At 39.4% G+C, this 26258-nt stretch carries 18 protein-coding genes; 13 read left to right on the plus strand and 5 right to left on the minus strand.

Going from position 1 to position 26258, the window contains the following annotated elements; all coding sequences use genetic code 11:
* The first annotated feature begins 13 nt into the window (after positions 1-13).
* From LPH68_RS05925 to LPH68_RS05945, 5 genes are all read left to right on the plus strand, one after another.
* Positions 14-1159, plus strand: coding sequence for a glycoside hydrolase family 130 protein (locus LPH68_RS05925; protein WP_120144658.1), 1146 nt, complete (start codon positions 14-16; stop codon positions 1157-1159).
* Between the two features lie 14 nt (positions 1160-1173).
* Positions 1174-4104, plus strand: a complete 2931-nt coding sequence (locus LPH68_RS05930) for a glycoside hydrolase family 2 TIM barrel-domain containing protein (protein ID WP_255679327.1) — start codon at positions 1174-1176, stop codon at positions 4102-4104.
* 13 nt (positions 4105-4117) lie between these two features.
* On the plus strand, positions 4118-5221 hold the full coding sequence (locus LPH68_RS05935; RefSeq protein ID WP_004323027.1) for a glycoside hydrolase family 105 protein: 1104 nt from the start codon (positions 4118-4120) through the stop codon (positions 5219-5221).
* Between the two features lie 174 nt (positions 5222-5395).
* A complete protein-coding gene (locus tag LPH68_RS05940) occupies positions 5396-7429 on the plus strand; it encodes a hypothetical protein (RefSeq protein ID WP_074910562.1) in 2034 nt (677 codons plus the stop codon).
* 20 nt (positions 7430-7449) lie between these two features.
* On the plus strand, positions 7450-8841 hold the full coding sequence (locus LPH68_RS05945; RefSeq protein WP_008023283.1) for an FAD-dependent oxidoreductase: 1392 nt from the start codon (positions 7450-7452) through the stop codon (positions 8839-8841).
* 479 nt (positions 8842-9320) lie between these two features.
* Here the strand turns inward: LPH68_RS05945 and LPH68_RS05950 are convergent, their stop codons facing one another.
* The 5 genes from LPH68_RS05950 to xerD form a co-directional block, all read right to left on the minus strand.
* Positions 9321-10847, minus strand: coding sequence for a sensor histidine kinase (locus LPH68_RS05950; RefSeq protein WP_370638796.1), 1527 nt, complete (start codon positions 10845-10847; stop codon positions 9321-9323).
* A gap of 124 nt (positions 10848-10971) precedes the next feature.
* The gene (locus LPH68_RS05955) at positions 10972-12510 is read right to left on the minus strand and encodes a YifB family Mg chelatase-like AAA ATPase (protein WP_118218590.1); all 1539 of its coding nucleotides are present in this window, start codon (positions 12508-12510) and stop codon (positions 10972-10974) included.
* Between the two features lie 13 nt (positions 12511-12523).
* Entirely contained in the window at positions 12524-13594 is a 1071-nt protein-coding gene (locus tag LPH68_RS05960; protein WP_151922868.1) for a TlpA disulfide reductase family protein, read from the minus strand.
* A gap of 112 nt (positions 13595-13706) precedes the next feature.
* A complete protein-coding gene (locus LPH68_RS05965) occupies positions 13707-15401 on the minus strand; it encodes a tetratricopeptide repeat protein (RefSeq protein WP_004323056.1) in 1695 nt (564 codons plus the stop codon).
* 135 nt (positions 15402-15536) lie between these two features.
* Complete coding sequence (gene xerD / locus LPH68_RS05970; RefSeq protein WP_004317151.1) at positions 15537-16496, minus strand: site-specific tyrosine recombinase XerD; 960 nt, start codon at positions 16494-16496, stop codon at positions 15537-15539.
* Between the two features lie 62 nt (positions 16497-16558).
* Here xerD and aroQ point away from each other — a divergent pair, with 62 nt between their 5' ends.
* The 8 genes from aroQ (at position 16559) to LPH68_RS06010 (ending at position 26252) form a co-directional block, all read left to right on the plus strand.
* Positions 16559-16978 carry a type II 3-dehydroquinate dehydratase gene (gene aroQ / locus LPH68_RS05975; protein WP_004311171.1) on the plus strand — a complete coding sequence of 140 codons (420 nt, stop codon included), beginning with the start codon at positions 16559-16561 and terminating at the stop codon, positions 16976-16978.
* Between the two features lie 36 nt (positions 16979-17014).
* The gene (gene pyk / locus LPH68_RS05980; protein WP_008023274.1) at positions 17015-18472 is read left to right on the plus strand and encodes a pyruvate kinase; all 1458 of its coding nucleotides are present in this window, start codon (positions 17015-17017) and stop codon (positions 18470-18472) included.
* Between the two features lie 20 nt (positions 18473-18492).
* A complete protein-coding gene (locus LPH68_RS05985; RefSeq protein ID WP_087322164.1) occupies positions 18493-19149 on the plus strand; it encodes an O-methyltransferase in 657 nt (218 codons plus the stop codon).
* A 16-nt stretch (positions 19150-19165) separates the two neighbouring features.
* Positions 19166-19498: a 30S ribosome-binding factor RbfA gene (gene rbfA, locus LPH68_RS05990; protein WP_004296522.1), complete on the plus strand. Its 333-nt coding sequence runs from the start codon at positions 19166-19168 to the stop codon at positions 19496-19498.
* A gap of 17 nt (positions 19499-19515) precedes the next feature.
* Positions 19516-20742 (plus strand): FtsX-like permease family protein, encoded by a 1227-nt coding sequence (locus LPH68_RS05995; RefSeq protein WP_151922869.1) that lies wholly within the window; start codon positions 19516-19518, stop codon positions 20740-20742.
* A gap of 145 nt (positions 20743-20887) precedes the next feature.
* The gene (locus tag LPH68_RS06000; protein ID WP_008642439.1) at positions 20888-21439 is read left to right on the plus strand and encodes an RNA polymerase sigma factor; all 552 of its coding nucleotides are present in this window, start codon (positions 20888-20890) and stop codon (positions 21437-21439) included.
* Between the two features lie 156 nt (positions 21440-21595).
* Positions 21596-22711, plus strand: coding sequence for a FecR family protein (locus LPH68_RS06005; protein ID WP_009038887.1), 1116 nt, complete (start codon positions 21596-21598; stop codon positions 22709-22711).
* A 151-nt stretch (positions 22712-22862) separates the two neighbouring features.
* Entirely contained in the window at positions 22863-26252 is a 3390-nt protein-coding gene (locus LPH68_RS06010) for a TonB-dependent receptor (RefSeq protein ID WP_151922870.1), read from the plus strand.
* The last annotated feature ends 6 nt before the right edge of the window (positions 26253-26258 follow it).

Genomic DNA, 26258 nt, shown 5'->3' on the forward strand with positions numbered 1-26258 from the left:
AAAAAGAAGTGAGATGAAACTTAAGTTTATCATAGGCGTAGTCGGTATATTATCAGCATGTGGATTTACTAATGCACCTTCTTTAGATACTACTCAGGAAGAACAGGATAATAATTGGGTGATTGGTCCGTTCCATCGTCCGGAAGGAGTTAATCCTGTCATATCACCGCAACCGACAGAATTTTATTGTCCGATGCGGAAACAGCAAGTGAAGTGGGAAGAAAGTGATACTTTTAATCCGGCTGCTACTACAAAAGACGGAAAAATTGTTGTACTTTACCGCGCAGAAGATAATTCGGCTCAAGGCATAGGTAAAAGAACCTCACGTGTTGGTTATGCTGAAAGTAAGGATGGGATTGAGATGAAGAGGATGGCTAGCCCTGTTCTTTTTCCTGCCGAAGATAATTTTAAAGATCAAGATTGGCCGGGGGGCTGCGAAGATCCCCGTGTGGCTATGACCGAAGACGGATTGTATGTGATGCTTTATACGGCATGGAATCGAAAAAAAGCGCGTCTTGCTGTAGCTACTTCCCGAGATCTGAAGAATTGGACAAAACATGGACTTGCCTTTGATAAGGCATATAACGGTCGATTTAATAATCTTTTCTGCAAGTCAGGTTCTATTCTAACAAAATTGAAAGGAAATCAATTGGTCATTGATAAAGTTGACGGTAAGTATTTGATGTATTGGGGAGAGTATGCGGTATATGCTGCTACTTCTGATAACTTGATTGACTGGTATCCGGTGTTGGATGAGAAGAATGAACTAATGAAAATTATACAACCTCGTAAAGGGCATTTTGATAGTTTGCTGACAGAATGTGGTCCTCCGGCTGTTCGTACCAAACATGGTATTGTTCTTATGTATAATGGTAAGAATAGTGGTAAAACTGGAGATGCTGACTATCCAGCCAATGCTTATTGTGCCGGACAGCTGTTATTGGATGGTGACGATCCTTATAAAGTATTGGATCGTTTGGATAAGCCTTTCTTTGCTCCCGAGGCTTCTTTTGAGAAGAGCGGACAGTACAAAGATGGAACAGTATTTATTGAGGGACTTGTATATCACAAAAGGAAATTATACCTCTATTACGGTTGTGCGGATTCTCGGGTAGCAGTCGCCGTATGTGATGATGTAAAGAAGCTGAAGATAAAATAGTAGATTATAAAACAATGAGAATAAGGCTGAATACATATATTGCTTGTATTGCTATTTTTCTGTGTTCTTCTATAGAATGCATCTATTCGCAAAAATTGAAATGGAATTTTGGTTTATCACGTAGGCAAAGTTCCGAAGTGATACCTCATTCAAAATATTCGTTTCAGACAGCTAAACTTAAAAAGAAGGTGATAGAACCCGGAGAATTGAGTCCGCTTTCCGATTGGGAGTATCAACTATCCAAAGGATGGGAAATGATAGAAGGGTATAAAGTTAGAGCCGCCGAAAAATCAGTAGTTGCGCAAGATTTAGATACAAGCGAATGGTATTCGGCAACAGTTCCAGGTACAGTATTAACTACATTGGTGGATCAGGGTGTGTACCCTGATCCTTACTGGGGACTTAATAATTTATTGATTCCCGATACGCTTTGCCGGATGGACTGGTGGTATCGCAATTCTTTTAATATTCCTCGTAATAAAAAGGGAGAGAAAGTGAAGTTGATTCTGAATGGAATCAATTATAAAGCGGAGATCTGGTTCAATAGGCAATTATTAGGAACGATGACCGGTGCTTTTGAGAGAGGTATTTTTGATATAACTCCTTGGGTGGATTATGATAAAAAGAATCTGTTGGCCATTCGTATTCTTCCGCCTAACAATCCCGGTATTCCTCACGAGGCAAATAGGAAAGAAGGAATTGGTCCCAATGGTGGAGCATTGTGCCTGGATGGTCCTACTTTTATCTCTTCAGAAGGCTGGGATTGGATTCCCGGCATACGCGACCGAAACATGGGTATTTGGCAGGATGTCAGAGTCAAACTTGGAAATGAATTGGAAATTGTTGATACACATGTGATTACGGATTTGCCTTTGCCTGACACTACTTCTGTCAATTTTATCGTTCAGGCGGAGATTTATAATTCTTCTAAAACGACTCGTACTGCTAATTTGCATTTTAATATTGGCGGATTGTCAGCTGTTTATCCGGTCTCTTTGAATGCAAATGAAAAGAGGATGATTAAGCTGACTTCTAATGAGTGTAAAGAACTGCAAATGAAGAATCCACGTCTCTGGTGGCCGAATGGGTATGGAGAACAGTATTTATATGATGCATCTTTAAGTCTGATTTCATCAGGTAAGGACACGCTTGACGTAAAGAAGATGCGTATCGGTATCCGTGAGTTGGAGTATGAATTGTCTGCGTACGAGGATAACTCTCCTATAGTGCGTTTGAACTATAATCCGACTGCTGCTTTGCAAGATGGAAAACCCGCTTTTGATACTGTGAAACGTAAGAAAACAGATAATAAAGTTCGCTATACGAATTACGATGGAGAGTTTGTCCCTTATTTATTAAAACCAGTATCTTCACAAGGAATAGAGTTGATAAAAGATTCACTGATGAAAGAATATATGGTTATAAAGGTGAACGGACAACGGATTTTTTGTAAAGGAGGTAACTGGGGAATGGATGATGGTATGAAGCGAGTTTCCCGGGAGCGACTGGAACCTGCCTTGAAGTTGCATAAGAATATGAATTATAACATGATTCGTAACTGGACAGGTGAGAGTACGGAAGAAGTATTTTATGAGCTTTGTGATGAGTACGGAATGTTGGTTATGAATGATTTTTGGCTTTCGACAGATGGGTTTAACCTCAATCCGCTGGATAACTGCCTGTTCGTTAGAAATGTGACCGAAACAGTACGTCGTTTCCGCAATCATCCCTCTATTGCTTTATGGTGTGCACGTAATGAAGGATTTGCGACTAATGAACTTGAGTACATGTTGGCCGCCACTTTAGCTAAAGAGGATGGCAGCAGGCATTATACAGGAAATTCCCGTTCATTGAATAGTTCAGGAAGCGGGCCTTGGCGTTATCAGTTTGATGCAGGCTGGTACTACCGTTCTTTAGCAGGAGGATTCCGATCCGAAGTGGGTACTCCTTCGCTACCTACGGCTGAAACAGTTCGTGAGTTTATGGCGGAAGAGGATACATGGCCCATTAGTGATGTTTGGTATTATCATGACTGGCATAATCATAGATATGGTAGTAAGACTTTTAGTGATCTTTATAAGGAAGGGATGGATCGTAAATTGGGACCTTCTGATAACTTGGATGATTTCTGCAAGAAAGCACAATTGATTAATTACGAAAGCCATCGGGCTATTTTTGAAGCATGGAATAGTAAGATGTGGAATGATGCTTCCGGGGTGCTATTGTGGATGAGCCATCCTGCATGGCCCAGTATGGTTTGGCAGAATTACAGTTCAAATGGCGAAACTGCCGGTGCCTATTATGGCACTCAAAAGGCGTGCCGTCCTCTTCATATTCAGATGAGTCTTAATAGTCAACATAAAGTTGATATTATTAATACTACGCTGAAAGAATATCGGAATTTGAAAGTGGAAGTCGTGGTTTACGATAAAGTAGGAAAAAAGATACGTTCCTCACAACAGAAGGTAAGTCATGTGACAGCTAATGCACTGACTCCTGTAGCACAATTAGAGGATATAAAAGGTCTTCCTGATTTCAGTTGGGTAAAGCTGGTATTGACAACAAATGATGGAAAGTTGTTGGATGATAATGTCTATTGGCTCAATCAAAAGGAATGGGATGGAAAGGTTCTGACTGATTTACCGGTTGCTTCGGTGAATGTATCTGTGAAGAATTTTGCGAAAAAAGCAAATCATTATGAGGGTAAACTTATTGTGAAAAATCCAGGACAATATCTGGCAGCCGCAATAGCATTGACTTTGAGGAATGCAAAAACAGATGCGCCCATTCGTCCTGCTTATTTTGATGACGGATATTTTTATTTGATGCCCGGCGAATTTAAAGAAATCCGTTTTCAGGTAGATTGTAAAGAAGGTGTTGATAAGATGCTTTTGCGGGTAGATGGATATAATGTTGAATCGAAAGATATATTGTTGAATAAATAAAGATTAGGTATTTATGTATAAGAAGGTATTAATATTATTATTTTTTATTCCTTTTCAGTTGTTGTTTGCTCAAACGAGTATGTTGAAAGATTTCCCGGAGGGCTCTACTCCGGAGGAAATAGGTAAGCGATTGGCCTATCGTTTTCTGACAGAGAAACATGCGCTTCATGTCGGAAAATGGATTGGTTATCCGGAGACTTTCTATTGGAACGGGGCTTTACGGTATGCTTATCTTGCAAAAGATAAAGAACTTCTCAATCGTTTGCAAGATAAGTTTGAACCTCTGTTTACCGAGGAGAAAGCGTTGCAACCTATTATGAATCATGTTGATGTGAATATGTTTGGGAGTTTGCCACTTGAGTTATATCTTGTGACGAAGGATAAGAAATATTGGTATTTAGGATTGCCTTATGCCGATTCTCAATGGAAAGTGCCTGCAAATGCGAAACCGGAGGAAAAGGAATGGGCTGAAAAAGGATATTCCTGGCAAACACGTTTGTGGATTGATGATATGTATATGATTACAATTGTGCAGACTCGTGCTTATAAAGTGACGAAGGATAAAAAATATATTGATCGTGCAGCTAAAGAGATGGTGATGTATCTGGATGAGTTGCAACGTCCGAACGGTCTTTTCTATCATGCACCGGATGTACCTTATTATTGGGGGCGCGGAAATGGCTGGATGGCTGCCGGAATGACGGAATTACTTCAGTGTTTGCCTAAAAATCACAAAGACCGTCCTCGTATTTTGCAGGGCTATCGGACAATGATGGAAAGTCTGAAGAAATATCAGAATCCGGAGGGCTTGTGGAATCAGTTGATTGACCAGTCTGACTGTTGGACTGAAACATCAGGATCGGCTATGTTCACTTTTGCTTTTATCAAGGGAGTTAAGAATGGATGGTTGAATGCTGAAGAATATGCTCCTGCTGCTCGTAAGGCGTGGATAGCTTTAGTCTCATATCTTAATGATAAAAATCAAGTGAGAGAAATTTGCGTGGGTACGAATAAGAAGAACAGTAAACAGTATTATTATGACCGTCCACGCCGCACGGGTGATTATCATGGGCAAGGACCTTATCTGTGGTGTGCTGCCGCTCTAATGGAAAAGTAATTGTTCCGGTATTGAGTAGTAATTGAGGCTTTTGGGAGATATTTCTTTTGATTTGGATAATTTTTTTATTTATAGCTCAATTTCTTTTATTCAATGTGAAGGATGTTCCTTAACTTTGGTTTAACAATTTAGTACAAACGGAATCAGACAGGCTGATTCGCAATCATGTTTTATATGAGTTTGAAATATTTACTTTGTGGGATGGCTTTTGTGGCATGTGCCACTATTGCTGAGGCTTTTAATAATGTGCCGGAATCGATTTCTGCATCTATTTCTTTGAAAGTACCTGGAAATGGGGCGAAACACTATCCATTGACTTTTCAGAAATCGCAAAATAATAATGGCACTTATTATTTGGAGAATTCGGAAAAGATGCCGTTGACTGTGTCTCAAAATATAGTTACTGGTAATGATGGGCTACGTATTAGTGTATCTATCACTGCATTGGAAGATGTCTATTTTAATTACAATCAACAGATGGCAACCGGCTTCCGTCATGATGACTGCCTGTTCTATATGCCGGGGTTCTGGTATCGACGTAATCTACGTTCACCCAAAGAGGCTCCTTCATTCCATACATCAGATAGTTGGATTGTAAGCGAAGACAGGTTAAGTGCACCTCTTACGGGAATTTTCTGTGAGAAGACACAACGTTTTATGACTGTCAACAGACTGGATAAGTTTGTAAACAGCACTTTGGCCACGCATCGAGAAGGTGAGATTATTCTTTCGGATAAGACATCTTTGGGGTATACCGGATTTGAAAATAAAGGTGGTGTTGCTACTCTTTCTTTTGGTTTTCCTTATCGGGAAGCTCCCAAAAGTTATATTCGTAAATTGACATTAGCTCCGGCTGTGACTGCTTATCAGCTTCTGAAAAAAGGAGAAACTATTTTGTTGACCTGGCAAATTGTTGAAGGTGAAGTCAAAGACTATTCTGATTTTGTGCGCCATACCTGGGAATATTGTTATGATACATATTCTCCCAAGCCTGTTGATACTCCCTACTCAATTGAGTATATGAAACAGACTCTTAGTCAGTTCTTTGTAAGTAGTTTTGTTGATAAATACCCATTGGTGTATAATTCGGGTATACATCTTAGGACGGATGCATGCACAAGTAATGGTCAGGCAGAAGTCGGTTTCATCGGTCGTGTTCTTCTGAATGCATTTAATGCTTGGGAATATGGCTGGGAATGTAATCGGGAGGATTTGAAGGCTAATAGTACTAAAATCTTTGATAGTTACCTGAAGAATGGTTTCACAGAGGCAGGCTTTTTCAAGGAATCTGTTAATTTTGATAAGAATTCTGAAGATCCTGTTCATAGCATCCGTCGTCAGTCAGAAGGGCTTTATGCAATCTTCCATTTCCTGGCTTATGAAAAAGAAAAAGGACGTAAACATCCAGAATGGGAACAGCGATTGAAGAAAATGCTGGATATGTTTCTGCAATTGCAAAATGCCGACGGCAGTTTTCCACGCAAGTTTCGTGACGATTTCACTATTGTAGATAAAAGTGGGGGAAGCACTCCTTCTGCTACATTGCCTTTGGTGATGGGATATAAGTATTTCAAGGATAAACGTTATTTGGATAGTGCTAAGCGGACTGCAGGTTATCTGGAGAAAGAATTGATTTCTAAAGCAGATTATTTCTCATCTACCCTTGATGCGAATTGTGAAGATAAAGAAGCATCACTTTATGCTGCAACTGCTACTTATTATCTTTCATTGGTTACTAAGGGAGAGGAACATAAACATTATGCTGACCTGACAAAGCAAGCCGCTTATTTTGCCTTATCATGGTATTATTTGTGGGATGTTCCTTTTGCTCCCGGTCAGATGCTGGGTGATATTGGTTTGAAAACACGTGGCTGGGGAAATGTATCAGTAGAAAATAATCATATCGATGTCTTTGTGTTTGAATTTGCCGATGTGCTTCGTTGGCTGTCGAACGAGTATAACGAGTCTCGCTTTTCAGATTTTGCAGAAGTAATTTCAACTTCTATGCGCCAATTATTACCTTATGAAGGGCATATGTGCGGTATTGCAAAGGTAGGTTATTATCCGGAGGTTGTCCAACATACAAGTTGGGATTATGGAAAGAATGGTAAAGGATACTATAATGATATTTTTGCGCCCGGATGGACTGTTGCTTCTTTGTGGGAGCTGTTTACACCAGGGCGTGCAGAGACTTTTATGAAAAAGTAATTATAATAAATTAATTTGTAATGACGTCTAGAAGAGATTTTCTTAAAAAAGCCGGGCTGCTTAGTGCTGCTTTTGCAGTTCCTGCCCTTAATGTGAATGGCGATACCCCACAGTCTAAAATACGTCTGAAGAATACTAAGATTGCGGTGGACGATCGATGGGATGTTATTGTAATCGGTGGTGGACCTGGTGGATGTACCGCTGCAATTTCTGCAGCTAGGGAAGGTGCTAAGACTTTATTGATTGAGGCAATGGGGCAACTTGGTGGTATGGGAACTGCAGGGATGGTTCCGGCATGGTGTCCGTTTTCGGATGGTGAGAAAATCATTTATAGGGGATTGGCGGAAAAGATATTCGAGGCATCAAAAAAAGGAGTGCCTCATGAGAGAAAACAGAAGTTGAACTGGGTGAACATAAATCCCGAATATCTGATGCAGGTTTATGATCAAATGGTCGCTGATTCGGGAGCTCAGGTTCTTTTCTTTTCGAGGGTTGCAGCCGTTGAGATGTCAGCAAATGATACAATAGACGCTATCATTGTGGCAAATAAATCCGGGCTTGTCGCTTTTAAAGCGAAAGTTTTTATTGATGCAACGGGGGATGGCGATGTGGCTGCATGGGCAGGTGCTTCATTTAAAAAAGGAGGAGAGGATGGAGTAGTGCAAAGTTCTACTTTATGTTTCTCGTTTGCCAATGTCGATAGCTATCACTATAATCTCATAGGCCCTTCATTACATACGAGTAACAAGAATAGTCCTATTTATGATGTGATTAAGTCCGGAAAATATCCATTGATAGGCAAACATTTCAATAGTAATCTGATTGGTCCGGATGTGGTTCAGTTCAATGCAGGGCATATTGATAATGTTGATTCGACCGATCCATGGGATACTACGCGGGCAATGGCTATCGGTAGGCAGATAGCAGAGCAATATTTGGAAGCACTGAAAGAAGTGCGGCCCAAGGCTTTTGGTAGTGCTTTTGTAGTGAAGACTGCCTCCTTGCTGGGAGTCAGAGATAGCCGTCGGATTGAAGGGGATTATACGTTTACTTTTCAGGACTGGCTGGAACGCAAAACGTTTGAAGATGAGATCGGACGTAACTGTTACTATATTGATGTTCATAAGCCAGGCCATAAAGAGACACGTTACAAAAAAGGAGAGTCGCATGGAATCCCTTATCGTTGTCTGACACCCAAAGGATTAAAGAATCTATTGGTGGCTGGTCGTTGTATCTCTACTGATGAAGAGGCTTTTGGAAGTTTGCGGGTAATGCCTCCTTGTCTGGTGACGGGGGAAGCCGCTGGAATGGCTGCTGTGCATGCCATCAAACAGACAAGGAATGACGTTCATAAAATTGATACTGTTTTGTTGCGTAAAAGGTTAAAAGAAGAAGGACAATACTTTTTATAAATGCTTGGAGGAGGTATTTTATAAGATGTATCTCTTGACAAATGCTTTTAAATGTTGTATCTTTATAGTCGAAAAAAGAATCTAAACCTTGTAAATAGCAGATAAAAGAGTATGAAACTAGTGACTTAAATGATATAATATTACAACAAATATAGAGAATATTTCTAGCATACACTAAGAATGGTGGGCTGGATATAAGCAAGAAGGCTGCAAATTTTACAAAATTTGCAGCCTTCTTGTTGTAAAAAATAGAAATAAAAAACCGGAAATCAGCTTTTGGAGTTTCTAATAAACATGGATACCGTTTATAATAAACTACTCCAAAGTTTATTATAAATATGAGATGCGTTTATGTATGAACCTGTCCATATTTTTGTATACTTCAAAACAAAAGCTTGGAATAGTGCCTGTCGGAGGTAACTATAATAAACAAATTAGGAAGTAATCTAATGATACAAGTTATTCGTTTTATGCAAAATTTAGACGTGAAGTTCCAGTATGAAACGGGTTCCTTTGGTATAGCCGATATCTAGCGTTAGGCTACCATTCATTTTTGCGGCGATAAGTGAGCAGATTGGTAATCCTAGCCCATCTCCTGTAGTGAGGTCTTTCACTTCCGTGAAAGGTTTGAAGATATTTTCCTGTTGCTCTGCCGGAATACCGATTCCCGTATCCGTCACGATAAACTGATGAGTGTGTGCACCACGTTTCTTGAACTCAAGGCTGATACGTCCTTGTTCGGTGTAGAAGGCTGCATTTTTCAGTAAATAGAGAAGGATACGTTCCAGTTGCTCTTTGTTTGTCTTTACCTGAAGTTTGGGAGCATTAACTGAAGAAGTAACATCTATTTTTATATGCTCCTTAACCTTGTCCATTACATTTTCGCAGAAAGTACCTACGTTGATTTCACCCAATTCATAGAGTTCGGTTAATGAATTCTCTAATGAAGACAGCTCCTGGATATCATCGCTGAATTTCTTTAGAGCAGCGATTTGGCTCTGCATTTGGCTCGCTTCTTGAGGGGCTTTCTGTAAAAGTTCATTCGCAGAAGTAGCTAACGTATTCAAAGTCGGCTCCATCTGTGAAGATATGTTCTGTATGAATTTGGTTTTTAATTCATTATGTTCATTGGCAATCTTCACACTTTTCTTTAATTTGCGGTTGCCGGCGATAAATTTCAGTAATATGGCGGCCAGTATTGCCAGTCCGGCTACGAGGATGACTACAAGAACACACAGGCCTATAATGATGTATTGTTTGGCTGATAGCGTGTCGTCTTTTTCTTGTATAGTCAGTTGGCTTTCGTCATATTTCCTTTTCAGTACATTCAGTTCGTCTTGAGCTGTCAGCGCTTTCACGGAGTCTGTCCAAACGATGTAACTTTCATAGGTGCGTTCCATTAAAGGGGCGTTATTGGCTTTACGGGCAATTCCGATAAGGTTTTTGTAGCAATCACTCACTTTGGCGTAGTCTTTCTTTTCCTTGTATTGATTAATCAGTTTGCGGAAACAGGCATCACCTTGTGTGTTTTGGTTAAATGTATAGTAATAGTTGGCTTTTGTATACAGTAAAACCTCTGTCAGTGAGTCATTCTTGGCAAGGTTAGCAGTTTCTTCCAGTTTATTCAGCTGTGTTTTTGCCTGAGCTGGATTTTTAAGTGCCGTGTACATCTGCAACCGCTCCTTGTTCACGAGGAAGCGGAGGTCATAAAAGACTTTCTTTTGATTTTGCTCTCCGGCCCATATAAGTTGGTCCATGTCACGACAAAGTTCGAATCCTTCTTTGTAAAAGTTCTCTCTGACGTATAAAGCGTTGGCCTGAACACCAGATTCTATTGCCTGTGGATAGTTTTCGCGGGTTGCAAATGCTTCGTATGCCTTTTTGAATAGGTAACGTGCTTTGATGTAATCTTTTTGATTGAGGCTACTTTGTGCTTGTTCTTTTAATTCTGTGGCTCTGTCACGGGGAGTTTGAGCATAAGTCATTATACTCAAACAAAATGTCATTAAAATAGCTATTATCGATTTTCTCATATTAGAATTTATTTATTTGTTACAAATGTAAAACAAATATATGAAAAAAGATAGTGCTGATGATGAAATAATTCTCTTCTGTTTGTATTCATTGTTATTATCCTGCCCAGTTCTCTCTGTCGAGATTCCGATAACTGATAGCCTCTGCCAAATGATTGGGGAGTATTTGTTCTGCTCCTTCCAAATCGGCGATTGTACGGGCAACTTTTAAAATCCGGTCATAGGCTCGGGCAGACAGATTGAGCCGTTCCATAGCATTTTTCAGTAATGCGAGCCCTTTGGCATCCGGTTGAGCATACATTGCAAGCAGTTTGCTGTTCATTTGTGCATTGCAATAAATTCCGGTATATTCGGTGTAGCGTCTTTCCTGCATTTGACGGGCTTTTATCACTCGTTGCCTGATGATATTGCTCGATTCTCCCTGTCTTTGATCGGAAATCTTATCAAAGGGTACAGGTACAATCTCTATCTGAATGTCGATGCGATCTAATAATGGACCGGATATCTTATTCAAGTACTTTTGAACCTGTCCGGGGCTGCATACGCATGCTTTTGTCGGATGGTTGTAATATCCACAGGGGCATGGGTTCATGGATGCAATCAGCATCAGATTGGCCGGATAGCTGATAGTACTTTTGATGCGGGAAATAGTGATCTGGCGGTCTTCCAATGGTTGACGCAACACTTCCAACACTCCTCGGTTGAATTCCGGCAATTCATCTAAAAAAAGCACCCCATTATGTGCCAGACTGATTTCTCCGGGTTGTGGAAAACTACCTCCGCCAACCATCGCCACTTGGGAAATTGTGTGGTGCGGGTCGCGGAATGGGCGTTGGGAAATCAATGAGGACCCGCGTTTTAGTTGTCCGGCAACTGAATGTATCTTGGTGGTTTCCAAACTTTCGCCTAGTGAAAGAGGAGGAAGAATGGAAGGAAGGCGTTTGGCCATCATCGATTTACCGCTACCCGGAGCACCTACCATTATTAAATTATGTCCTCCGGCTGCTGCAACCTCTAGTGCCCTTTTTACATTCTCTTGCCCTTTAACGTCTGCAAAATCCAAGTCACAGTTCGTCTGTTGTTGATAGAATTCTTCCCGTGTATTAACAACAGTCGGCTCTAATTCGCGTTCATTATTGAAGAACTCGACGACCTCCTTGATATTACTGACTCCGTATACTTTTAATTGATTGACAACGGCAGCTTCCCGTGCGTTTTGTTGGGGGATGATTAGTCCTTCGAAACCATCTTCGCGCGCTTTGATAGCAATGGGAAGCGCACCTTTGATAGGTTGTATACTTCCGTCCAGACTTAGTTCGCCCATTAACAAATAGCGGGAAAACTTCTCGGAAGAGATTGTTTCGTTAGCTCCTAACAATCCGATGGCAAGAGGCAAGTCATAAGCTGAACCCTCTTTACGGATGTCCGCTGGTGCCATGTTGACCACTATATTGCTAGTGGGCATTTTATAACCATTCACCAGCAATGCGGAGATAATACGTTGATGGCTTTCTTTGACCGCAGAATCCGGAAGGCCGACGAGATAGAACATACAGCCGCGCGAGCTGTTAACTTCGATTGTGATGAGTGTTGCATCAATCCCTTGAACAGCCGCTCCGAATACTTTAATTAACACGTTTGATTATTGATTATTTTTTCTTCTTATTGTCTTGTTTTTCCTTTTCTTCAGAAGCAGTGACTACTTCCTCTATTTTCTTCTTCAATTGTTCTCCTTTGAGGTTTTTCGCGAGAATCTTACCGTCTGCCGACAGAAGAATGTTGCTGGGAACTTGCTTGATGGCGTATTGTTTGGCTACTTCGGAATTTAGTCCGCCAAAATCACAGACTTGCTCCCAATTGAGCGTATCACGTTTTATAGCATCCTGCCATTCTTGTTTATCTATATCAAGGGAGATACCGAGCATGGCTATATGTTTGTTCTTCTTATATTTTTGATAGATCTCTTTTAACTCGGTATTGCTTTGGTGATTGGAAATGCTATCTCCCCATGAAGCCCAAAAGTTGATTAACAGGTTCTTTTTCTTGAAATCTTCTGATGACCGGGTAATTTTCTCTCCTTTTATATTAGATAGACTGAAAAAGGGGGCATATTTGCCTGTCCCTGTTTTCTCTGACAGAGAGATGGCTTCGTTGAGCTGTTCAATATACAGCTTGTCTTGCAATATTCCTGTCATGATTTCAATTAGCTTCTTTATTTTGTTGAAATCGGGCGAATCTTTCTGAACAAAGTATTTATCCAACAAGTAGAGGCTGACAAAAGAAGAATGATGCTTCATGATGAATTCTTCTGCTTTTTGCTCTAAATCTTTCTCGGATGGGGTAGGCAGGCTATTTAGTTCTTTCTGAAAGTTTGTAAACTCTTCATTATATATATTACCATTGATATCCAGATATTCCGGGTGATTGACATCTCCTTTTATTTTGATTTGATTTCCTTTGTCAAGGAAGATTGGATATTCTGTCTGATTGTCAATAAGTAAAAAGGCAGAAGTAATGGTGTCTATTGAAGCTGTATAAGAGAATTTATCGTTCTTCGCGAAAATGGTATCTATCCGGTCGAATGATTCGTCCATTCCATACAGATAAAGCGTATCTGTGCCCAGACCTTTGATTTCCCCGGTTATGCTAACCTTCTTTGAAGATTTACCACAACTGCATAGACAAATGATTATGAGGATTAAAATGCTACTCTTTTTCATTGCTTTGATTTCTTTTCTGCGAAAGTACGGTTTTTACAGATAAAAAAAAAGAATTGCCCGTCATTTATAATGACAGGCAATTCTTAATATTTAAAATAGAGTGGTAATTCTCTTATTTAATGATGTTCATGAAATCTGCATTTGTGAAGAATTTAGCAAATTCCAAGTCAGTAGCTGCTTTCTTAGCTAATGAAGAATCTTTAGCAACTGCGCTCTTCAAGCTGCTTGTTACCATAGAAGAATTATTAGTTCTAGCGCCTAAAACTGCCATCAGGTAGTCAGTGTAAGCATCAGGTCTTTCTACGTTAGCCAACGTGTTTTTAGCTTTGTTATAGTCCTTAGCAAGGATTTGAGCCAAAGCAGCACTGTTAGTCTTAGAGTCACCGAATGAGTTTACTGCTCTTTCATATTGACCTTGAGCGATGTACAGGTTACCCATAGATTCGCCAAGTTCTTTTGTGCCGGCAGCTTTACCGAAGTATGCTTCTGCAGCAGCTTTGTCACCCTTCATCAAAGAGATCAAACCTAAGTTCATGTTAACTTCAGGAGTAGCATTAACGCTGGCAGCTTTCTTGAAGTAAGATTCTGCTTTGTCAATGTTACCAGCCTGGTAAGCTAATTTACCTAAGTTGTTGTAACCACGGTAATCGTTCGGGAACTGTTTGGTAGCTTGAGTGTAGATAACTTCTTGCTTAGCAGGATCGCTAGTCAGTGTAGCAGCATACAGCAATTCTTCTACGTTCAGTTCAGAAGGATTAGAAGAAGCCAACTTAGCGATTTCTTCGTCAGACTTACCGATGATTTCATAGTTCAAAGTCAAACGAGAACGACGCAATTGAGGAAGAATAGTGTTAGCCAATTCTTTGTATACAGCAGAGATGTTTTTGATTTCGCTTTCTCTTTGAGCAGGATCTTGGTACATTGCAATAACGCGGAGAATCAACTCTTTGTCTTGGATGTTAGATTTAGAAACCAGTTCTTGGAAACCTTCCCAGTCCTGTGCAGTATATTTAGCATCGATTGGAGCATCGATTTTTGCTTTCTTCAGGTCTTTGCTCAACATTTTAGTTGTGTTGCCTTCACGGTTTTCAGCAAGAGTAGTATTCAAGCTTACACCACCATCAGGAGAAGCGTATGCAGAAACTTCGATGTTGCTGATCTTCTTGTTAGCAGCTTCGTTGACGTTAGCTACTTCTTTGTTGAATTCTTTAGCAGTCTTCAATTCGCTGGAACGAATGTTAGCTTGTTGGATCAAGAACATGATGTTGGCATCGTGTTTTTCTTTGATGATACGTTGGAAAGCGTCTTCGCCCAATGCAGGGTTAGCGTTACCTAATGTATTGTTTACTAATTCAGAAGTAGAGATTACACCATCAGCTATTTTCACAGCAGGAATAGTCACCACTTTCTTTCCGATAGTAGCTTTGAATTCCAGATACAATTCTGACTTAGCCATTTCAGGAACATAGTCAAAAGAAGTTTTCATCGTGTAGCTACCGCCCATCTTGTAAGAGATAGTCTGGTCGTTACCTTCCACTTTTTCACCTTGGAAAGTAGCTGGTTGGCCTTTAGCTTCGCCGCCATTCCATTTCAAAACCGGAGTAACTTCTACAACCGCTTTTTTGTTGAAATACTTTTCAGGAAATTTACCATTGATGGTCGCAGGAACTTTACCACCTACTGCCTCCAGCACTTGCGGAGTAACAGTGAAGTAATCAGCTGACAATTCACCCATTTTTTTGCTGCAAGAAGAGAATAATGCAACAACCATTGCCATGAGTAAAGGCAAGTACAACTTCTTAGTCATTTTAGGTATAAATTAAATGTTTGTAATTGAAATATCGTCTATTTGCCAACCTCCTTCTGCTCACACAGAAAAAGTAACGCAAAGATATTAATTCTTAATATAATTATATAGATAAGGGGGCGATTTTATCATAATTTAATGAAATAACTCCTCTTTTTCTTTCCTATACTTGATATTTCGTGGGTGATGCTCGATAATCTCACTACGAAGCATATTGCGGTCGATGTGGGTATAGATTTCCGTTGTCGCAATGGATTCATGTCCGAGCATACATTGAATGGCTCTCAAATTGGCTCCACCTTCCAGTAAATGAGTGGCAAAGGAGTGCCGGAAGGTGTGCGGACTGATGTTTTTGGTAATACCCGCTTTTTGTGCTAATTCTTTTATCATATGAAAGATCATAATCCGGGAAAGACCTTTGCCTCTCCGCTGACTGACGAAAACGAAATCCTCATGCCCTTTTTTCACTTCAATCTGGTTACGGTCTGTGATGTAAAGCTTTATTTCATTAATAGCCCGGGGGGAGATTGGTACGAGTCGTTGTTTGCTTCCTTTTCCTTCTACTTTGATAAAGCCTTCATCAAAATAGAGGTCGGATAGTTTAAGGGTGATAAGTTCTGATACCCGAAGTCCGCAGCTGTATAGTGTTTCTAAAATAGCTCTGTTTCGCTGTCCTTCAGCTTTGCTGCGGTCGACGGCGGAGATAATCCGGTCAATTTCCTCCACAGTCAGTACTTCGGGAAGTTTGAAACCTATTTTAGGGCCTTCTAATAGTTCACTGGGATCTGCTTCCAGATAGTTTTCGAGGATGAGGAAACGGAAAAATGATTTGATTCCTGATAAGATGCGGGCTTGTGAACGGGGATGAATGCCGATGTCATGTAATCCGGCCGCAAAACGTTGAAGATCGGACAGGCATACGTCCAATACGTAAATCCCTTCCAATGTCAGAAAGCTCATCAGTTTGTCCAGATCCGTCAGATAGGCATCCAGAGTATTAAGAGATAAGGACTTTTCGAGTTTGAGATACTGCTGATACTTCCTGATTATCAGCTCTTGTTGTTCCTTCTTATGCTTTTTTTCGTTGATTTCCATTTCTTTTTTCTACCTTTGCACATTCTTTCAGATACAAAGGTATAAAAAAACAGGATTGCGCGATGAAGATACAAATTATTAATGGCCCGAATATTAATCTGTTGGGTAAGCGTGAACCTTCCATTTACGGAAGCGTTACATTTGAAGATTACTTGGCTGATCTTCGCAAAAGATACGTTGACGTGGAGATCGACTATTTTCAATCGAACATCGAGGGAGAAATGATAGACTGCATACAGCAGGTGGGATTTGATGTGGATGGTATAATCTTGAATGCAGGTGCGTATACACATACTTCCATAGCTTTGCAGGATGCTATTCGTTCTGTGACATCTCCGGTGATTGAGGTGCATATTTCCAATGTGCATAGTCGCGAGTCTTTCCGGCACGTATCGATGATTGCTTGTGCTTGTAAAGGAGTGATTTGTGGCTTTGGGCTAAATTCGTACCGTTTGGCTTTGGAGGCTTTATTGGATAGATAATAAATAAGGTAATAATATATAATAGGTAGAAAGACTATGTTATTGAAACAGACTAAGATTGTGGCTTCCATCTCGGATAGACGTTGTGATGTGGATTTTATAAAACAGTTGTTTGAAGCTGGGATGAATGTAGTGCGTATGAATACAGCGCATGCTAGCCGTGAAGGTTTTGAAGCTTTGATTGCAAATGTACGTGCTGTGTCCAACCGTATTGCGATTTTGATGGATACAAAAGGTCCGGAAGTTCGTACGACGGCTAATGCAGAGCCGATTCCATATAAAATAGGAGAGAAAGTAAAGATTGTAGGTAATCCGGATTTGGAAACAACTCGTGAGTGTATTGCTGTTTCATATCCGAACTTTGTGTCTGACCTGAATATCGGCGGTACGATTCTGATTGATGATGGCGATCTGGAACTGGAAGTTATTGATAAGACGGATGGTTATTTGCTGTGTGAAGTTAAGAACGATGCTACTTTGGGAAGCCGTAAAAGCGTAAATGTCCCGGGTGTTCGCATCAATCTTCCTTCATTAACGGAAAAAGACCGTAACAATATTCTTTATGCTATCGAAAAGGATATTGATTTTATCGCTCACTCTTTCGTACGCAACCGTCAGGATGTACTTGACATACGTGAAATTCTGGATGCACATAATAGTGATATTAAGATTATTGCTAAGATTGAGAATCAGGAAGGGGTGGATAATATCGATGAAATCCTGGAAGTGGCAGATGGCGTAATGGTTGCCCGTGGTGACTTAGGTATCGAGGTGCCTCAAGAACGTATTCCGGGAATCCAGCGTGTATTGATTCGCAAGTGTATTCTGGCAAAGAAGCCGGTAATCGTTGCTACTCAAATGCTCCATACAATGATAAATAATCCTCGTCCGACTCGTGCGGAAGTGACTGATATTGCCAATGCAATCTACTATCGTACAGATGCTTTGATGTTGAGCGGAGAAACCGCTTATGGTAAGTATCCGGTAGAAGCGGTGAAAACGATGACTAAAATTGCGGCTCAGGCAGAAAAAGATAAACTGGAAGAAAATGATATCCGTATTCCGTTAGATGAGAATAGTAATGATGTTACGGCGTTCCTTGCTAAACAAGCAGTAAAAGCTACTTCTAAGTTAAAAATACGTGCTATTATTACTGATAGTTATAGCGGACGCACTGCTCGTAATCTGGCTGCTTTCCGTGGAAAGTATCCAGTGCTGGCTATCTGCTATAAAGAAAAGACAATGCGTCATTTGGCTTTGTCTTATGGTGTGGAAGCTATCTATATGCCGGAATTGGCTAACGGACAGCAATATTACTTTGCGGCATTGCGCCGTCTGTTGAAAGAAGGCCGTTTGCAGCCTTCCGATATGGTCGGTTATTTAAGTAGTGGTAAGGCAGGAACAAAGACCTCATTCCTCGAAATTAATGTAGTGGAAGATGCTTTGAAGCATGCAGAGGAGACTGTATTACCTAACAACAACCGTTATCTTTAATTTTTAAAGAGGTAAGTTTTATGCAGGAAACCGAATCGATAGACGAATATATTTTGCAGCATATTGATCCCGAGAGCGATTACTTGAAATCGCTCTATCGGGATACGCATGTAAAGCTCCTTCGTCCTCGTATGGCTTCCGGGCATTTGCAGGGACGGATGCTGAAGATGTTTGTAGAAATGATTCAGCCTCGTCAGATATTGGAAATCGGAACGTATAGCGGCTACTCCGCCCTTTGTTTGGCGGAAGGTCTGCCGGAAGGTGGACTGTTGCATACGTTTGAGATCAATGATGAACAAGAGGACTTTACCCGTCCATGGCTGGAGAAATCACCGTTTGCCGATAAAATTCGTTTTTATATAGGTGATGCTTTAGAACTTGTTCCGCGTTTAGGTGTTACTTTTGATATGGCTTTTATTGATGGCGATAAACGTAAGTATATTGAATACTACGAGATGACATTGGCGTATCTTTCCGAAGGCGGATATATCATTGCTGATAATACTTTGTGGGACGGGCATGTGCTTGAACAGCCTCGCAATACGGACGCTCAAACGATTGGTATTAAAGCCTTTAATGATTTGGTAGCACAAGATGTGCGAGTGGAAAAAGTAATACTTCCTTTGCGTGACGGATTAACGATCATAAGGAAGAAAATAGTAAGTAGTAAATTGTAAAATAGTAAATAACTTTATGGAAACAACCAGACAGAATAAGATATCTCGCTTGTTGCAGAAAGAGCTAAGTGAGATATTCCTGCTTCAAACAAAGTCCATGCCGGGTACATTGGTCTCTGTTAGCGCAGTTCGCATCAGTCCTGATATGAGTATTGCCCGTGTCTACCTCAGTGTTTTTCCTTCAGAGAAAGCAGAAGAGATGGTGAAGAATATCAATAACAATATGAAATCCATTCGTTATGAGCTTGGGACTCGTGTACGTCACCAGCTGCGTATCATTCCTGAACTGAAATTCTTCGTGGATGATTCATTGGATTATATTGAGAAAATAGATTCATTGCTGAAGTGAAATAACTCATTGCAGAGGTGAACTTCCCTTTTTATATAGCCAGGCGTTATCTTTTTTCAAAGAAAAAGCATAATGCTATTAATATCATATCCGGCATTTCCGTATGTGGAGTGGCTCTTGCTACGCTTGCTTTGGTTTGCACTCTTTCTGTTTTTAATGGTTTTCAGGATATGGTGGCCAGCTTTTTTACGGCTTTTGATCCGCAGTTGAAAATTACGGTCCGTGAAGGAAAGGTTTTTGATGCACAAGATGAACGGATTCGTGCCGTTTGTGCGCTTCCTGAAGTGGAGGTGTTTACAGAGACGCTCGAAGAGAATGCAATGGTGCAATACAAGGACCGTCAGGCTATGGTTGTACTAAAAGGGGTGGAGGATAATTTTGAAGAACTGACGGCCATAGACAGCATACTTTATGGCGCGGGAGAATTCGTTCTTCATGATTCGATCGTGAATTATGGCGTCATGGGAGTGGAATTGGTTGCGACTTTGGGAACTGGTTTGGAGTTTGTCGATCCTCTTCAGGTATATCTTCCCAAGCGAAATGCCAAAGTGAATATGGCAAATCCCGGCGCTTCTTTTAACCGCGATTATCTGTATTCTCCGGGTGTCGTATTTGTGGTGAATCAGCAAGAATATGATGGAAAATATATTCTGACTTCTCTCGATTTTCTTCGTCAGCTTCTGGATTATACAACAGAAGTCTCTGCGATGGAATTGAAATTGAAATCTAATGTAAATACTTCATCGGTACAATCTAAAATAGAAAACATACTAGGTGATGATTTTGTTGTTCAGAATCGTTATCAGCAGCAGGCAGATATTTTCCGTATTATGGAGATAGAGAAACTAATCTCTTATTTGTTCCTCACTTTTATTTTAATGATAGCCTGTTTTAATGTGATAGGCTCCCTTTCTATGTTGATCTTGGATAAGAAGGATGATGTAGTAGCTTTGCGGAGTCTTGGAGCTAGTGATAAACTCATCTCCCGAATATTCCTCTTTGAAGGACGTCTCATTTCTCTTTTTGGCGCTATCTCCGGTATTGCCCTGGGCTTAATCCTATGTTTTATACAACAGAAATTCGGTATAATTTCATTGGGAGGCGGTGGTGGTACTTTTGTTGTAGATGCCTATCCTGTCAGCGTTCACGCTTGGGATGTCGTATTAATCTTTATCACAGTTTTAGCCGTTGGTTTTCTCTCCGTATGGTATCCTGTACGTTATCTAAGTAAGAGACTTTTATAGCTAAATGGTAATGTTTTTATTATAGCCATTTTTCTATAATTGATAACTTTTAATTCCTTTTTATGGTGTTTTATTTTCGTAATTGATACGATACTGCTATATTTGGCTCAATTTTGTTAATTGGAAATAATCTATAAATACTTCTGTGAAACTTGAGAATAATGAAATATGTAGAATAGTAGACGGCGATGAAATTGCTTTCAATCGTTTTATGGAGCATTATTCTTCGCGTTTATATCACTATACATTTGCGCTACTTGGCCAGAAGGAGTCAGCTGAAGAGATTGTGAGTGATGTTTTTTTTGAAGTTTGGAAAAATAGAAAAAGTCTGGCTGAAATTGGCAATATGAATGCTTGGATCCAGACAATCACCTATCGAAAAGCGATTTCTTTTTTGCGGAAGGAAACTGGAAAGTATGAATTGTCATTTGATGATATCGAAGATTTTATTTTTGAGCCGGTTCAATCTCCAGCCGAGGAGATGATTAGTAAGGAAGAAATGGCTAAAATTAATGACGCCATTCAACAACTTCCTCCCAAGTGTAAACATGTCTTTTTCTTAGCAAAAATAGACGGGCTTCCTTATAAAGATATTGCAGATATGTTGAACATATCAGTGAAGACTATCAATAACCATATTGCTTTTGCGTTAGATGAAATTGCTAAAAGATTGAATATGAAATCTCGCAAGAGCTAAGTTTTTTACTCTCCTGCATTATTAATGCCTTATTTTTTCACATAGCTAACTCCACTTTTATTCTTTTTACCCGAAAAATGAAAAAAAATCATTTTTGACTGGGAGATTTTTTTTTTAGTTGCGTCTTTATCTATAGAACAACATTAAAATAGGATTATGAGCTTGAAAGAATACCATCGTCTCGCAGATTTATTTAGTAAATTGAATTCTCAAGAAAATATTGAGGATGATTTTACTTCTATGCCTGATGCTGAGAAGTTGAAATTCTTTTGGGAAAATTGTGTGCAGGAAAAGATTGATTCATCTTCTATCATAGAGAAGACTCAACGAAAGATGCGAAAAGATGCTATGAAGCGCAGAAAGAAATATTTCTTAGTTGCTTCAGCTTCTATTGCTGCTTCCTTTTTGATTTGCATTTCAACTATTTATTTTTTTAATCAGAATGGAAGTGTTAATTTAGACTTCCAGGCTATTGCTGAAGAAATGGATAGCCAATCTGTTGAGGAAGTGACTCTTATTACTTCCAAGGAACAGCTTAATTTGGATGAAGATGTTTTCATTAAGTATTCGAAAGAGGGGAAAGTTGCTGTCAATTCACAAGTGATAAAAGAGAAAGAAGAGAAAACCAAAGAGGAACAAGAATATAATCAGTTGCTTGTCCCTGCGGGGAAAAGGGCTAGAGTAGAATTGTCTGATGGGACTCGGCTGGTCGTTAACTCCCAGTCAAAAGTGATTTATCCTCGTTGTTTTAAAGGAGACATTCGTAAAATCTATGCCCAAGGAGAAGTTTTCCTGGAAGTTGCGCATGATAAGAAACATCCTTTTATAGTGGAGTCTGATGATTTTAAACTGCAAGTGTTAGGAACGAAGTTCAATATCTCGAATTATAAAGGAGGAACAACTAATATTGTATTGGTGGAAGGTGCGGTAGAAGTTACTGATAAGAATGAAAAGAAAGCACGTTTGAATCCTAATGATCTGTTGAATATAGCAAATGGTACAATTGCTTATCAAAAGCAAGTTGATGTAGCAGAGTATATTAGTTGGGTAGAGGGGATTATGTTATTGAATGGTAATGATTTGTCGCAGATCATTCAAAGACTAAGCATCTACTATGGTATATCTATTCAATGTGATCCAATTATTGGTAAAGAAAAAGTGTATGGGAAATTAGATTTGAAAGATGATATAGACGAGGTGATTGAATGTATTCAGCAAACCCTGTCATTCACGATCGAAAAAAGTGATACTAGTATATATTTAAATAAATAATTTTTTTAATTAATCTTTTAATATGTTTGCCTATGAAGAACAGACTGCCATTATGACAAAAAAAATCGGATAAATATTGCCGTATTTACCCGATAGTAATTCCCTAGTTAAATCAATAAATCCAAAATTGTTAACCTAAAAAGAAATTTTTATGGTAAAGAAAACTATTTTTTTACACTTAAAGAAAAGACTTAAGCTTTTTTGCATTATAAACGTCTTTTTTATGATTCCATTCTCTTCATTCGGTACTAATTCTATTAGTTGGAATTCCGAAGAAGATTTATTCTCAGTACAGTATGAGAATGTTACAGTTAAAGATATTTTAGATTATATCGAAAAACATAGTAAGTATATTTTTATTTACTCTGCTAATGTTCAGAAAAATCTGAATAACAAAGTCTCCATTTCAGTTTCCAATAAGAAAATAGATGCTGTATTAAAAGAGTTGTTCTCAGAGACAGGACTGAATTATAAGATGTCGGGAAGACAAATTACTATTTCGGTGCCAGAAGCTCCTAAAGTACAGCAAACTATACAACAAAAGGGTATTAAGGTAACAGGTAACGTTTCAGATGAAAAAGGTGAGCCTTTGATTGGTGTAACAATCATTTTGAAAAATGATTCCACAGTGCATGCATTGACAGACATGAATGGTAATTATAGTATTATTGTTCCTGAAAGAAAATCTGTGCTTTCTTTCCGTTATATTGGTTTTATTCCTAAAGAAGAGGTTGTTAATAACCGAAAGGTTGTTAATGTACAAATGGTAGAAGATGTTGGTCAATTAGATGAGGTTGTAGTGGTTGCCTATGGCGCACAAAAGAAAGAGTCTGTTGTTGGTTCTATCACAACGATTGAACCTGCAAAGTTAAAGGTTTCTACTACTCGTTCAATAAGTAATAATCTGGCTGGTACAGTTGCCGGTGTATTAGCTGTGCAACGTTCTGGTGAACCGGGATATGATAATTCTTCTTTCTGGATTCGTGGTATTAGTACATTCCAGGATGCCGGACAAAACCCATTGGTTTTGATTGATGGTATAGAACGCGATTTGAATAATATTGATCCTGAAGAGATAGAATCTTTTTCTGTGTTGAAAGATGCTGCTGCAAGTGCTGTTTATGGAGTGCGGGGAGCTAATGGTGTTATTTTAATTAATACAAAACGCGGACAAGTTGGTAAACCTCGTGTGACTGTAAAGGCTGAATTTGCAGCTACACAGCCTGTTAAACTTCCCGAGTATTTGGGTGCGGCAGATTATATGCAGGTTTTGGATGATATCTTGATGGATACAGGACAACAGCCTAAATATACAGATCGTATTGCAAAAACTCGTGCAGGTTATGATCCTGATTTATATCCGGACGTGAATTGGATGGATGCAATTGCAAATGATTATGCTTCGAATCAGCGTGTAACAGTAGATATCTCTGGTGGTACAGAGACATTACGTTATTCTTTTGTTGCTGCTGCGTATAATGAACGTGGTATTTTGAAACGTGATAAAAGCTATGATTGGGATCCTACTATTAAATTGCAACGTTATAACGTTCGTTCTAATGTGGATTTGAAATTAAGTCCTACTACGCAATTACGTTTTAATATTGGTGGATATTTGCAAGATAGAAATTCTACAACGAAAGATATATCCCAAATTTTCCAGAAAGCGTTCGTTGCCGTACCTCATGCTTTCCCTGCACAGTATTCCAGTGGACAGATACCGACAACAGAGGAGCCAAACGTTTGGGCATGGGCTACTCAAAGTGGATATAAAAGAAGAAGTGACAGTAAGATTGAAACACTGTTTTCTGTAGAACAAGATTTGAAATTCTTACTTCCTGGATTAAAAGTAAAAGGAACATTCTCCTTTGACAGGTTTTCTTCGGGTACTGTTTCTCGTGGAAAGACGCCAGATTACTATGTGCCTGCTACCGGACGTGATGATGAAGGTAATTTGATTATAGCATCAAAATCCAATGGTACTAATTTCCTGGATTACTCAAAAAGCGGTGAATATGGAAATAAGAGCGTATATATGGAAGCTACTTTGTCTTATGACCGCACATTCGCTGAGAAACATTCCGTCGCTGCAATGTTATTGTTTAATCGTCGTAATTATGATGATGGAAGCAAGTTGCCTTACCGTAATCAGGGATTGGCAGGACGTGCATCTTATACCTATTCGGGTAAGTATGTAGGTGAATTTAATTTTGGCTATAATGGTTCTGAAAATTTTGCCAAAGGCAAGCGTTATGGCTTTTTCCCTTCAGGAGCAATTGGCTGGATTGTATCAGAAGAGGCATTTATGCAACCATTGCGTAAGGTCATATCTAAATTGAAATTGCGTGCGTCCTATGGTCAGGTAGGTAATGCTAATTTAGGTGGACGTCGTTTTGCATACCTTTCTACAATTACCGATGATTATGCTACATTAGACATGTATAAATGGGGATTGGATAGCAGTTATGGTTTGACTGGTATGGCGGAAGGTGAGTTTGCCGTACAAGATTTGACGTGGGAAATTGTAAATAAGATGAATTTGGGGGTTGAGCTAGGCTTCCTGAATGGTATGATTGATTTACAATTAGATTATTTCGATGAACGTCGTAAAGATATATTTATGCCACGTGAATCTGTTCCAATGACAGCTGGATTTATGAAGCAACCTTGGAAGAATTTTGGGAAAGTAACTAATCAGGGTGTAGAGGTTACTTTAAATGTTAATAAACAGTTTGGCAAAGACTTATTTGTCAGCTTAATGGGAACATTTACCTATGCTCATAATGAAATAACAGAAAAGGATGAACCTAGTGCAGTAGTTGGTACTAACCGTGCTGAAACAGGACATCCGGTAGGACAATTAACTGGCTATATAGCAGAAGGTTTGTTTACAGCAGACGACTTTGAAGACGTAAGTACAGGTAAACTGAAAGAAGGAATTCCGACTCAAAGTTTTGTAGGTAAATTACGTCCGGGGGATATCAGATACAGGGATGTCAATGGTGATGGTAAAGTGGACGTATTTGATAAATCTCCAATCGGAGGAACAAAAGATCCGGAGATAGTATATGGCTTTGGAGTGAATATGAAATATAAGAATTTAGATTTTGGAGCTCTCTTTCAAGGAATAGGCCGTAGTTGGAATATATTAGGAGCAAGCATTATTCCGGGTGCCAATAGAGGAGTGACAGGCAATATGTTTACTAATGCAAATGATCGTTGGACTGTAGACAACCCAAGTCAGAACGTATTTTATCCGCGTTTGGATGACGGTATAAATAGTAATAATAATCAACCATCTACATGGTGGCTGCGGAATATGAGTTTTTTACGTTTAAAAAACATTGAACTTGGTTATTCCTTACCAAAGAATTTGTGGAGAAATACTACAGTTATATCAGGCATTCGTCTTTTCGTGAGAGGAACAAATCTTTTAACATTCTCAAAATTTGATTTGTGGGATCCGGAAGTCGAAAATACTACAGGGGCTGCGTACCCAATTATGAAATCGTTATCTGCAGGTTTTGAAATTAAATTCTAATAATAG

The sequence above is a fragment of the Bacteroides sp. 1_1_30 genome, assembly GCF_020982715.1.
Lineage (GTDB): Bacteria > Bacteroidota > Bacteroidia > Bacteroidales > Bacteroidaceae > Bacteroides > Bacteroides xylanisolvens.